The sequence below is a fragment of the Neofamilia massiliensis genome, from assembly GCF_001299475.1.
GTDB lineage: Bacteria > Bacillota > Clostridia > Tissierellales > Peptoniphilaceae > Neofamilia > Neofamilia massiliensis.
Genome location: NZ_CYUJ01000003.1, coordinates 766,572 through 778,814 on the forward strand (window position 1 = coordinate 766,572; position 12,243 = coordinate 778,814).

The window sequence follows — 12,243 nt, forward strand, 5'->3', positions numbered from 1 at the left end:
TATACAGGAGGAGCTTATGAAATCAATAAAAACATATTTAAAGGAGAGAAAATCTGTTAGAGACTTTCAAGACAGAAGGCTAAACACAGATGATGCATCAAATGTAAGAAACGCCATTAAAGAAGTTAAAGAAAAATTAGGTTGGGACGAAGTTGACCTTGACCTAGTTGAAGATGGCGAAAAAGTTTATAAGGCCTTAGAAGGAAAAGCTGGCTATGCAGGAGTCTTTATAAAATCTGGCGCATACATTCCAGTAATTTATTCTGACGATCAAATGATCAACCACATAAAAGCAGCCTTTTATATGGGCGACCTTATAACAAAACTACTAGAACTAAACCTTGGTTCTTGTATAATAACTTTAAACGATGACATAAAATCAGAAAAAGAAAGTCTATTTGGGCCTAAGGGAGCATGCGCAAAATATGTAATTGCCCTAGGCTATCCAGAAGAAAAGAAGGCCTTTACTCCAGAGCCAACTTCATCTAGATTAAAGGTTGAAGATATTGTCTTCTTAGACGAAAACTTTGAAAAACCTGCAACAGAAAAACTTAGACAAATGAACATGCTAGACTTGTTCTCTGAATTAAAATCTGCCCCATCATATAAGAACCTCCAACCATGGAGATTTGTCCTTGAAGATGGCTTTGTTTATGCCTTTGTAAAAAATTCAACAGACCTAGTTCACTCAGTTGCCGACGTAGGTTTTGCCATGTACTATTTCCAAGAAATGGCAAGGACTATGGGTATAGACAACAACTGGGAAATTGTAGAAAAAGTAAATCCAGAAGGCGATTATATTAAACTAGGCAGATACAAGATCTAAAAATAAATTTAAGGAGCTTAAAAATAGCTCCTTTTTTATTTGCCCTTAATAAATTTTTGAAAAAAATAAAATATTTCTTTAAAAGCCTTTACAAAAGAAATAAAAAGGTCTATACTAGTTAAGTAATGCACCTTTGGCTCAGTTGGTAGAGCAACTGACTCTTAATCAGTGGGTCGGGGGTTCGAGTCCCCCAAGGTGTACCATTAGAAAAGCTGACAGTTGTGTGATTGCCAGCTTTTCTTTTTTTATGCCAATTTAAAATAAAAATTTCCAATCATAACCACCGGCGTAGCCGGTGGTTTGCTCTGCCCCTATAAGGGGCTTTTACCTGCTGTGCACCTTGTGCACACTGAATGTCTATCAATCGCACTACTTTCTCAACTAGCGCTAAAGCGCCTCATTCCATTTTTTACATTTTTGTTTTTTCTCCAGTAAATGGATCCATATATTCCTTTATACTTATTTGGTCTTTTGTAAAATCTTCTTTTAACTGATTTTGGATATATTCTTGAATTTTCTTCATGTTCTTTCCTGCTGTATCTACATAATAACCTCTACACCAAAAGTTTCTATTTCCATACTTATATTTTAAATGGGCATGGCGGTCAAATATCATTAAGCTACTGTTTTGTATTCAGTATCCCATTATTTCGTACACGCTATATTTTGGTGGTATCTCTAGTAACTTATGAACGTGGTCTAGGCATAACTCTGCTTCTATTATTTTTATTCCTTTTCTAGTCAGCAAATCTCTTAAAATTTTTCCTATATCTGTTTTTATTCTTCCATAAATTATTTGTCTTCTGTATTTTGGTGCAAATACTATATGATATTTACAATTCCATTTTGTATGTGATAAACTATTATTATCCACGTGGGTAACTCCTTTCATTTAATTAGATTGATAGACAAATCTATTTTAACATGATTGGAGTTTTTTTCCTTGAAGCTAAAGCTAATTATTCCCCCAGCATAGCTGGGGGTATTTATTGTGGTAAACCCACAATAAAAAACCTTCTAGTCCAAGTCGGATTAGAAGGTCTTTTTTTAAAACAAAGTATCCAAGGCCATCATCAAGATAAAACCTAAAATTACTCCATAGGTGGCCTCTCGTTCGTAGCCATTTCTGTGGGTCTCAGGAATAATTTCATCAGAAATTACAAAGAGCATAGCTCCTGCTGCCAGTGCCAAAATAAAAGGCAAAATTGGTTCAAAAGTAGAAACTAAAAGCAAACCTAAAAAGGCGCCAACAGGTTCTAAAAGCCCTGTTAAAGTAGCAATTAAAAAAGCTTTATTCTGACTATAACCTTCCTTTACCAAGGCCAAGGCCACAGCCATTCCCTCAGGCATATTTTGTAAACTGATGCCAATGGCAATTGAAAGGCCGTTTTTTATATCCTCTCCACCAAAGCCGACACCAGTTGCCAGTCCTTCTGGAAAGTTGTGAATAGTAATTGCAATTACAAAAAGCCAAAGTTTTGAAAGCTCCCTGTGCTCTGCTCCACCTTCCATTCTCTTGTCAATTAAATGTTCGTGAGGGGCATACTTGTCAATTAAATCTAGCATTACAGCTCCTAAAAATATACCCAAGCTAGTTATAAAAACTCCCTTAAAACTTCCATCGCCTGCTTCTAAACTTGGTATAATTAAAGAAAAACAAGTCGCTGCAAGCATTACTCCTGCTGCTGCAGAAAGTAAAACGTCTAAAAGTTTTTGGCCAACATTTCTTGTGAAAAATATAGGGATGGCACCTACCCCTGTCATAACTCCTGGAAGAATACATCCAAGTATAATAAATTTTGTATCCATAAATTTTCTCCTGTTAAAAAACTCTTTATATATTTTATAGGAAATAAAATTAAAATACAAGATAGGACAAGAAAAAAGAGACCTAGCTGGCCTCCTTATATGCTTTCAAAAGTTGCAATATTTAAAATAATTAAAAGAAAATAGATAATGACAATGGCAAAAAAAATTCTACCTAAGATCTTCCAAAGTCTTTCCCTTCTTTGGTTTTTTATATGAAGTTCATGGTTAATCTTTTCTAAAATCTCCTTAAGATTAGCTTCATCGTCCTTATTTTCTATATCTAAGAGACTAGAAAGGTCAGTGTCGAAAATTTCTGCCAAAATTTTTAAGCTGTCAGCATCTGGCATTGACTGGCCCTTTTCCCACTTAGAAACTGTCTGCCTGACGACATTTAATTTTTTCGCCAGGTCTTCTTGGGACAGACCATTTTTTATTCTTAAAGCTTTAATATTTTCTCCAAGCATAAGCTCACCTTCTTAATTTATTTGCTTCAAGTCTAAATATTTCTCTCTATTTTTGCAAGCAATGAATCTTAACATTTGTCACTTTATAAAAATTTGCCCTAGATTTTATTTTTTTGTGGTAGAGAGTCTCCAAATCTTTCTTGGATACTAGATTTCTTTTGAGCAACTGAATCTAAAATATTTTCAATAAAAAGATCCTTAGACTGATTAATAAATTTCCCAATTAAAGAAACTATAAGGTCGTATTGGCTTTTAGGTAGGGTCTTAGAAGCTTGCAAAACTTCTTTTACAGAGTTTAGACCTCCTTCATGAAGCTCAATAAAAGTTGCGGCCTTAGCTGCTTCTAGACAATAAAAGACTCCATCTACAGCTTCCTTTCTCTTGTCAAAGGGAACATCTTCTATCCACTGGCTTAGAGCCTTGTTAACAAAAATTGCATCATCTGAAAGCTTTTCTTCCCTTATAAAGGCATTTCCTATTAGCTGCCAGCTTAGAGGATCGTGTTGGTAAATTAATTTTGCATCTGCCCTGACAATTTCAGCCTTGACAGTATGTTCCATTAAAAGGCCAACAACAGAAGACTGAGGTATAAGTAAGGAAATCTTACCTTTGATTTTTTCAAAATCTTCTTTAATAGCCAGGTCATTAGTAAAGCCTGGGCTGTCATTGGCATAAACTTTTTTTATCCTAGACCTAATAGCCTCATCAGAAAAGAGTAGGGCATAAATTGCAAGATTGCCTCCCTTTGAATGGCCACCTAAGAAAAAGTCACCTTCAACCAAGGCAGATATTTCCTTTAAATAATCTACAGCCATAAGCTGGGACATAGTTCCACTACTATAAGAAAAATAAAAATCTTCCTTCCAACCTACAAGAGAATGGTCAGTTCCACCAAAGACAACATAAACTAAGTCGTCTATCATATAAGTAACTGCAACAAATTGGCCAACTTGGTCCTTAGAAATAATATTTCTGTAGTAGCCAATTTTCATATTTTCATATCTTTTAGTCTGAACAAGGTCATCTAAAATAAGGACAGACCTGCCAAGAAAAGTAGACCTAGACCTTACCTCTTCTTCAGGATAAACTTCAAAATACTTCTTATGGGCATCCTTAATAGAGACAAAGCCCTTATCAATTCCAGGAACACAAGAAAAATCAGTATAAGTTAGCTGACAGAGAATTAAATTGTCTACTTCATTAAAGGGATCATTTTTAAAACTAAGGTCCCCTCTCCACTTTAGATAATCAATTATATTTGCCATAAATCACCTCAAAAAACTTACTTGTGATAGGGTTCGTTTGAAAGAATTTTCATGGCCCTATAAATTTGTTCTAATAAAATTACCCTCATTAGCTGGTGGGGAAAAGTCATTTCAGAAAAACTTAGGGCCAAGTCAGATCTAAACATAACATACTTAGAAAGTCCATTAGATCCTCCAATAACAAAGACTAAATCTCTTCCAAAACCTTCTAACATCTCTTTTTGAAAAAACTCAGCAAACTTTTCGCTAGACATTTGCCTGCCAAGGATTTCTAAGGTGACAACAAAGGCGTCGTCTTTAATTTTTTCTAAAATCCTTTGGCCTTCCTTTTCCTTGACAAGGTCTAAATCTTTTTCAGACAAGTTTTCAGGCGCCCTTTCGTCAGCAAGTTCTATAATCTTTAATTTTGTATAGGGCCTTAGTCTCTTTTCATACTCGGCTAAGGCATCACGCAAGTATTTTTCCTTAATTTTTCCAACTGCAATAACTTCTATATTCATAAAAACATAAACCACCTTTTCTAAATCTATTATAACATTTAATAGAAAAATTTAATTACTTAGAAAATAAAAAACTGGCGAAAATTTCCGCCAGAATTTATTTCTACTTGAGATAAACTTACATAGCTAAATTTAATAAAAGTGGTGTAAGTTTAGTTTCAATAAGGCCAGCCACAATCATAAGTGGAATGCAGACAAAAATTATTGTCTTTAAGCCATTTAAAAACGCCTCTTTAACAGACAGGTCAGCTGGTTTTTTTCTAATCTTTTTACTTACAGCTGAACATAAAATCAGTCCTGCTGCAACTGCAAAGAAAATTGCAGGCAGTTCTAAAATCCCATGAGGCAAAATTCCAAAAACAAAAATTGACAAAGTGCCAATAATTGATTCAGATCCAATAACCCCTAAAAGCCCGCCGACAATTCCTGCATTAATAGCTAGTACAAAGGCTGGCAAATAAATAAAGGGCACGATTCCAATAAAAAATGCTAAAAAAGTCACCCTAATATTATTTAAAATAAGCCCCAGGGTATCAATGCTACCATCATCATTAACAAGGCCTTCAAGACTTTCCATAAGCTTTCCCGTATAATTTTTGACAAGAGTAGACAAACCACCTAGATCAAAAACTAAAACCACAGCAACCAAGGCCATGATAATAATAAAAGCCAAAGTGATTTTAAAAGAATAAGACCTAATGTAGGAAAAATATTCCTGAAAAGTCAAATTTTCTCTCTTATAAATATTTCTATCTTCCATAATTTCCTCCCTAATTAATATTTACCCATAAAAATCTTTGATAAAATCTCTAAAATAAAAGGAATGAGTTTAGGACTTTTTTCTTTTATAATGCCTCCAGTTGCATAAATATAAGAAATAAACATCGATTAACTTATCTTGTAAGATCCAAGGATCACCCCCGCGTGTGCGGGAACTACTGGTCTAGTAAGGACATTTTTGTGTTCATATTAGGATCACCCCCGCGTGTGCGGGAACTACTGGGACAATTTTATTTTTCAGGAGAAAAGAAGAGGATCACCCCCGCGTGTGCGGGAACTACTCTGGATCATATTTAGCTACATTTTCTGATAGGGGATCACCCCCGCGTGTGCGGGAACTACCGTGGTCTATAACTTGTATGCCTATACATTTGCGGATCACCCCCGCGTGTGCGGGAACTACCTCTTTATCATTTCTGATACTGCATCAGCATAGGGATCACCCCCGCGTGTGCGGGAACTACTGAAACATACACCCCTTTGCTAGACTTAAGTAAGGATCACCCCCGCGTGTGCGGGAACTACGCTTCTTACGTTAGTTCGTTTTTAGAAAATATAGGATCACCCCCGCGTGTGTGGGAACTACAAATTAGCTGTTAAACTGTGGATATCTCGCCTAGGATCACCCCCGCGTGTGCGGGAACTACAGAATGGCTAGAGGCCTGGCTAGAAGAGAAACAGGATCACCCCCGCGTGTGCGGGAACTACCGTCATTAAAGCAGTCTAGGACTTCTTTTTCTAGGATCACCCCCGCGTGTGCGGGAACTACGTTAGACGTTCCAAAAAGTTATAACATGAGCAAGGATCACCCCCGCGTGTGCGGGAACTACCATACCTAATTAATTAACGTGCCTAATTTTTGAGGATCACCCCCGCGTGTGCGGGAACTACGTGCCAAACTGGAATACTTTTTTTGCCTGTTAAGGATCACCCCCGCGTGTGCGGGAACTACTAATCGTGTTAAGGTCAAGTCCTTCCTCGTAACGGGATCACCCCCGCGTGTGCGGGAACTACTTTTAATATCATACTTTCTTCCCCAAGCTTCAAGGATCACCCCCGCGTGTGCGGGAACTACCCTTGTTGAAAAGACTGTGTCTGGATCCAGTGAGGATCACCCCCGCGTGTGCGGGAACTACTCATTGTCTTTTCATTGGCTTTTGTTTCTCCAAGGATCACCCCCGCGTGTGCGGGAACTACTGTAGATTCTGAAACTCCAACTAATTCTGCTAAGGATCACCCCCGCGTGTGCGGGAACTACGTTGTTGCCATAAAAATTTAAGCCTCCTTTGTAGGATCACCCCCGCGTGTGCGGGAACTACGTATTTAGCTGATAAACTGAAGCTAGCACAAAGGGATCACCCCCGCGTGTGCGGGAACTACCTATCTTTTCATGACCAGCTAACTTTTGAATTGGGATCACCCCCGCGTGTGCGGGAACTACGAATACAACGAAAGAATTAAGCTTGCAGAACAAGGATCACCCCCGCGTGTGCGGGAACTACGAAAATCAAGGTGGATATATTTCTAAAAGTGCAGGATCACCCCCGCGTGTGCGGGAACTACGCAAAAGACCACATTAGTAGGTCGGCCTTATCAGGATCACCCCCGCGTGTGCGGGAACTACTTACTGGTGCTAAGGCAGTTGATGCCTTTAACAGGATCACCCCCGCGTGTGCGGGAACTACACTTAAAGATCCTTTATTTTTACAGCTTTCTATTTTAGATTTTCTTGAAATTTATTCACTTGCTTTGATAGCTGATAGGTTAGCCTGCTATCTTCTAGGGCTCTATGTGGCACTTTTTTATTGATCCCATATTCTTTTATTACTGTTTCTAAGCTATAATCTGCTAGATACTTTTTTTCCTTTTTTACATATCTGAGTAGGTCATAGCTTTTGTTACTTATCCTATCCATTTCCAAGCTTTCTAAGGCCTTGTTTATAAATCTTATATCAAAGTTAATATTATAGCCTACTAGTGGCAAGTCTTTAATAAAGTTTTTAAATTCTTCTAAGACGTTTTTTAAAGGCTGGCCATTTTTTTCAAGGTCGGCATCTCTTATACCTGTAAGGTCTGTAATGGTCTTAGGCAACTTTTTTCCTATTTTTATTAAAGAGGAAAATTCATATATTTTAGAGTTTTCCTCTTTTATGGCTCCAATTTCTATTATTGAGTTTTGATTTTCGTCTAGGCCGTCAGTTTCTATGTCGATTACTACGTAGTTTTTCTTTGGGCTTGTTTTTGCTGATGAGAATTTTTCTGCCTTTCTGTATTTTGCTGCCTTACTAAAGCCAAACTTTAGGTCTGGTCCCTTTTCTTTTTCTATCTCTTCTGCTTTTATAAGGACTAAGGGAATGCCATCAAAGTATATTGGCTCTCTTTGGCAGTTTATTGTTTGGAATTTATAGCCTATTTCATTTCTATAGTGGTAGCTAAGGGTTGCCTCTCCTTCTTCTAGATTTTCTTGGACTCGTTTCCATAGTTCTTCTCTGACTTTACTGTTAAAGTTTCCTACATAAACTCCTGTTGCTATTTCTTGCATCCACTTAGTCAAGTCTCCTCTTAGGGACTTGGGCACTTTTTTTATTGTTATTACTGTAAGTGGCATTTCTAAACCTCTGAGTAGTTTATTCCATATTTTACTAGGTCTTCTTTGTCATCCCAAAGACTTATTAAGTCCGCTTCTATATCATCTTCTTCGTCTAGTAGGTATTTAATGTCAGTTACAACTTTTTCCATTAGCTTTTTTTCTACGAATTTATCTCTAACTGCATGTCTGGTTATTCTCCCTATGTCTGCTCCTTCTTCTGCCTGGCTGGCTATTTCAAAGGCTAGAGGTATGGTAATTTCTGCCTTGTATAGGTCTGCTAGGTCGTAGACTAAGGACAGGTCGTTGCCTGTATGGATAAAGCCAAGTCCTGGAGAAAGTCCCAGGGCCACAAGGACGCTATAAACCAGGCCGTATAGACAGACGTTACCTGCTGATAGGGCTTGGTTTACTGGACTGCCGCCTTCGTAATTTTCTACATCATAGGACCTGCCCTTCCAGTCAACATTAAATTCTCTAGCATATTTTCTATATATATTTCTAATTCTGGTCCCTTCTCTGCCCCTAAGTTGTTGCATGGTTAGCCTAGATACGTCTTCGTTTTCAAAGCGCATTTGGTACATTTTTCTTGCTACTTCTAGGCGGCTATTTCTGTTAGTCACTAGTCTAGCTTGTTTTTCTAATAGCTTTGTCGAGTGTCCTAGGGCCCTGCCATGGGCGTAGTGTCTAACTCCTGCTTCTCCTACCCAAAGGATTGAGGTCCCTGTGTCTCCTATTAGTTCTACTGCCCTGTGGCTAATGTCTGTTCCTGGCCCTAAAATGAGAACTCCTACCATGGCTGCAGGTATTCTCACCACACCCCTTATATCTGTTACTGTTATTGCGCTATCAGCTCTATTTATCTTTGCATGTTCAACATAGATAAAGCTTACCCGGTCTTTTATCATTGGCAGTTCTTTTAATTCTGTCTTCTTGGCTCCGAATTTTTCCTTCATTTTATTTTACCGGTATTAGAGTCATTAGACCAAAGCCGTAGGCTTTTTTCTTGCCAAAGCCATTTAGGAGAAGGGCTCTAAATTTATCTAAATCTTCTATTGTTAGTAGACCTTCATAGGCTACTTTTACAAGTCTAACTGGCCTTTTGTTTTGTTTCTTAAGGTTTACATAGGCCCTTTCTACTATCATAACTTGGTCTGGATCTACTGAAAATCCGTTTTTTTCTGTCCTGTCCAAGAAAAATTTCATTTGGTCTTCGACTTTCAAATATGGAACTACCCTGCCTCTTTTCCCTTCTGGATTAGTTAGAGATACTACTGGGTTTAGTACAACTCTAAAGTTGTAGGTCCTTCCTTCTTCTAAGTTGTCTAAAAATTTGTCATAAGCTTTTACCTCACCACTAGCTGCTACTCCATATCTTTCTAATTTTTCTAAGTCAGGTTTTGTTGGGCTTTGGATTAGTAAATAGGATTTTCCTTGGAGTTTGTCTATGCGCCAAAGTTTTCTGCTTCTTTCCTTGTCTCTTATTTCCTGAGGAAAGGCCTGCTCTACCCAGTTGTGGTAGGCGCCTATGTGGGTTAGATCTTTAATTTTTCTTCTGTTTTCTATATCAATTTCGACTCTAGATAAATACATCTTCCCCTCCTATGGCTCCAAAGGCATCGTGGTCTGTGGTCCTATTTTCTTTTGTCTTTTCATCTTCTTCAAGACCTAGGCCTACTAGGTCTATAGTAATTTTCCCCTCGTATCTGTAGGCAAATTTTCTTTCTTTTTGAGAAAAAGATATGACCCTATCTTTTCTAAGTTCTTTATAGTTATTTTGAACTAAGTTACTATCTCCATAAATTTCTAACCTAGTCTTTTCGTCTGAGTTTTTCTTTTTGTACCAACCAGCTGCCTGCCAATTTATATTTTTTAAAGCTTCTACTGGATCTTTATCACTTATTGCTAATAAAAAATCGTAATTTACTGGCAGAGACCTTCTGCCAAAGTAGGGTTGAAAGTAAGGTGACTTTATGGCTTTAACTAGGCTATCAATAAAGTCAGGGTCCTTATGGCCTAGGCCTACTAGGAAGACCCCATCTTCTAAATAATAACGGTTAGTTACATAGGTCCTGTTTACTTCTCCATTGTCTTTAAATTTTCTAGCTATGTGGTAGTCTCTTAAAAGCTCTCCCCTTTGGTCAATTCGCACAGCAAAGTCTAGGTCATTAAGTTTTTTTATTTTTTCGTCTTCGTCTCTTCTGTAACCAAGACAGGCTGCTAAAAGGCCTATTATCCCACTTTTTGATGGATAATAATCAGTTCTCCTATATTCAAAGTGAGATTTTGTTCCCCAGGCCTGCAAGGGTCCAGAGAGTTTTAATACAATAGTTTTCATTTTACTCACCTAAAATCTTATCTAGGCTTGCTGCCAACTCTACCTCAAAGTCATCTAATAAGTTATAAAGGGATATTTTTTCGTCGCCAATTTGGTCTAGGCGTCAATGTCTTCTACAGAAATGTACATGGTAAAAATTTCTGGGTCTGCAAATTTTTCTGCTTTTTTATATTCTTCTGCTAGTTTCTTTATTGATTCTTTGCCATAACCAGTATTTGATTTTATAGGCTCTTCAAAGGCAGAAACTAAATTTACTGGCCTGTCTGTCCTTAGGGTCACTGCTAAAAACTGTGGTAGGGTTTGGTTGGCGAAAGTGTTTATCTTTCCTGTTGGCAGAGACTTGGCAAAGGCTTCTATAAATAATTTACTGGCTGCTAGGGTGCTTTCCTTGTCAGCAAGTTGGTGAACTAGTTCATGAAGGGCAATATTTGCATACCTGTAAATTGTTGATGAATTAAATTCAACTGTCCCAAGCATACCTGCTCCTGCGTTGTCTTCTGGTGCAAGGTCATCTACTGCTGTGAAAAAGTCAAATTCATTTTCAATGGCATGGGTTGAAATAGCGTGGGCAACTTGGCAAGAAGCATCTTCGTTTAAAGATGGATCATCAGCTACCATTCGTCCAAATAAAGCAATATCTACAGCTGGATTATCTCTTAATATTTCCTTTAAAGCTTTTGGATCTTTGACTCCTTCAAGGGCAGCTTTTGCTAAATCTTCTGCTTGGTCATTACCTAGGAAGAAAAGAGCCTTGGCTCTCTTGTCCTTTGTTTTTATTCCAGCTAAGTTTATTATTTCATCTGCTAGGTCCATTGCCTGGTCCATGTTAAGACTTGGATCTTTTTCTAAAATTTTTTCTGCTAGATATTTTACAATGTCTAAAGTTCTAACACCAACATTGGCTGCTTGGCTATTGCTATTAAAATATTCTCTAATTGCCCTTTTCCAAGATTGAGATGAAACTCTAGTTCTTGTAACTCCTCCGTATTGGGCAGTTTTTGGTGAGCCTGTGTCATCTCTATTGATGTTTGATGGTGGCAGGTTTTGGATGGCGTGAATGTCTAGGTATAGTCTCTTATTTGTCATTGTCTTCTTCTCCTTTGTCTTTTCTATTTTCTCTATAATATTCTCTGGCCCATGATATAATTACATCATCTTTTTTTCCTCTTAAAATCCAATAAAGGTCCTTGGCTAAATTTCCGTAGTTTACCTTGCTTTGTGGGGACTTGGCCTTTAAGATTTTTACTAAATGTCTCAGGTGGCCAATAAATTCTTCATAGGTGCTGGCAGTTAGCATGGCATTAAATCTCCTATCTGCTCCTAAACTGCCGTCTCCTTGTCTAAGGTCCCTTAAAGAAGTTCCCATATTAGAAAAACCTTCTTCTTTTCCTATGTTTACTGACTTCTCTTGGCCTTGTTGGTGGAGGGCAAAAAGCTGCAAGGCGGTAATTATCGCTCTTTCTTCATCACTTAGATCCCTCTTTTTTGAAAGAAAGTCTTCTGGTAAACTTTCAAAAATTATTGGCCAAATTTCAGGACACTGGCTTAGGTTTTTTCCCATAGAATTTCTAAGGTTGGCCAAGTCTGCCCTTCCTTGGGGATTTCCTAAAAGAGCAATTCCTCTGTACAAAATTTTACTAGTTACTCCATAAATATCTTTTCCCATTTTTCCTC

12 protein-coding genes, 1 tRNA gene, 1 pseudogene and 1 CRISPR repeat array are annotated in these 12,243 nt (G+C 37.7%); of the genes and pseudogenes, 2 read left to right on the forward strand and 12 right to left on the reverse strand.

The annotated features are described in order from the left end of the window. The first annotated feature begins 16 nt into the window (after positions 1 to 16). Both BN2667_RS08035 and BN2667_RS08040 read left to right on the forward strand, forming a co-directional pair. On the forward strand, positions 17 to 826 hold the full coding sequence (locus BN2667_RS08035; RefSeq protein ID WP_054252809.1) for a nitroreductase family protein: 810 nt from the start codon (positions 17 to 19) through the stop codon (positions 824 to 826). Between the two features lie 127 nt (positions 827 to 953). Further along, positions 954 to 1,029, forward strand: a tRNA-Lys gene (locus BN2667_RS08040). A gap of 206 nt (positions 1,030 to 1,235) precedes the next feature. On the opposite strand, the pseudogene tnpA reads toward BN2667_RS08040, so the two are convergent. The 12 genes and pseudogenes from tnpA to casB form a co-directional block, all read right to left on the reverse strand. Continuing rightward, a pseudogene (gene tnpA / locus BN2667_RS08045) lies at positions 1,236 to 1,718 on the reverse strand (IS200/IS605 family transposase). Positions 1,719 to 1,873: 155 nt separating this feature from the next. Beyond that, entirely contained in the window at positions 1,874 to 2,635 is a 762-nt protein-coding gene (locus BN2667_RS08050; protein WP_054252810.1) for a ZIP family metal transporter, read from the reverse strand. 95 nt (positions 2,636 to 2,730) lie between these two features. Continuing rightward, entirely contained in the window at positions 2,731 to 3,099 is a 369-nt protein-coding gene (locus tag BN2667_RS08055; RefSeq protein WP_054252811.1) for a helix-turn-helix domain-containing protein, read from the reverse strand. A gap of 98 nt (positions 3,100 to 3,197) precedes the next feature. Then, on the reverse strand, positions 3,198 to 4,364 hold the full coding sequence (locus BN2667_RS08060; protein WP_054252812.1) for an Mbeg1-like protein: 1,167 nt from the start codon (positions 4,362 to 4,364) through the stop codon (positions 3,198 to 3,200). Between the two features lie 17 nt (positions 4,365 to 4,381). Then, the gene (gene rlmH / locus BN2667_RS08065) at positions 4,382 to 4,864 is read right to left on the reverse strand and encodes a 23S rRNA (pseudouridine(1915)-N(3))-methyltransferase RlmH (protein WP_054252813.1); all 483 of its coding nucleotides are present in this window, start codon (positions 4,862 to 4,864) and stop codon (positions 4,382 to 4,384) included. A 118-nt stretch (positions 4,865 to 4,982) separates the two neighbouring features. After that, a complete protein-coding gene (locus BN2667_RS08070) occupies positions 4,983 to 5,624 on the reverse strand; it encodes a stage II sporulation protein M (protein WP_054252814.1) in 642 nt (213 codons plus the stop codon). A 150-nt stretch (positions 5,625 to 5,774) separates the two neighbouring features. Beyond that, a CRISPR array of direct repeats spans positions 5,775 to 7,329; the repeat unit is 29 nt; unit sequence AGGATCACCCCCGCGTGTGCGGGAACTAC. Between the two features lie 29 nt (positions 7,330 to 7,358). Next, positions 7,359 to 8,252: a type I-E CRISPR-associated endoribonuclease Cas2e gene (gene cas2e / locus BN2667_RS08075; protein ID WP_054252815.1), complete on the reverse strand. Its 894-nt coding sequence runs from the start codon at positions 8,250 to 8,252 to the stop codon at positions 7,359 to 7,361. A 2-nt stretch (positions 8,253 to 8,254) separates the two neighbouring features. Then, positions 8,255 to 9,187, reverse strand: a complete 933-nt coding sequence (gene cas1e / locus BN2667_RS08080; protein WP_054252816.1) for a type I-E CRISPR-associated endonuclease Cas1e — start codon at positions 9,185 to 9,187, stop codon at positions 8,255 to 8,257. A gap of 1 nt (position 9,188) precedes the next feature. Next, on the reverse strand, positions 9,189 to 9,824 hold the full coding sequence (gene cas6e, locus BN2667_RS08085) for a type I-E CRISPR-associated protein Cas6/Cse3/CasE (RefSeq protein ID WP_054252817.1): 636 nt from the start codon (positions 9,822 to 9,824) through the stop codon (positions 9,189 to 9,191). Further along, on the reverse strand, positions 9,811 to 10,569 hold the full coding sequence (gene cas5e / locus BN2667_RS08090) for a type I-E CRISPR-associated protein Cas5/CasD (RefSeq protein ID WP_054252818.1): 759 nt from the start codon (positions 10,567 to 10,569) through the stop codon (positions 9,811 to 9,813). Before cas5e ends, cas6e begins: the two co-directional genes overlap by 14 nt. A 96-nt stretch (positions 10,570 to 10,665) precedes the next feature. After that, positions 10,666 to 11,655: a type I-E CRISPR-associated protein Cas7/Cse4/CasC gene (cas7e, locus tag BN2667_RS08095; RefSeq protein ID WP_154865166.1), complete on the reverse strand. Its 990-nt coding sequence runs from the start codon at positions 11,653 to 11,655 to the stop codon at positions 10,666 to 10,668. Then, positions 11,645 to 12,235: a type I-E CRISPR-associated protein Cse2/CasB gene (casB, locus tag BN2667_RS08100; RefSeq protein WP_054252819.1), complete on the reverse strand. Its 591-nt coding sequence runs from the start codon at positions 12,233 to 12,235 to the stop codon at positions 11,645 to 11,647. Before casB ends, cas7e begins: the two co-directional genes overlap by 11 nt. Positions 12,236 to 12,243 lie beyond the last annotated feature (8 nt).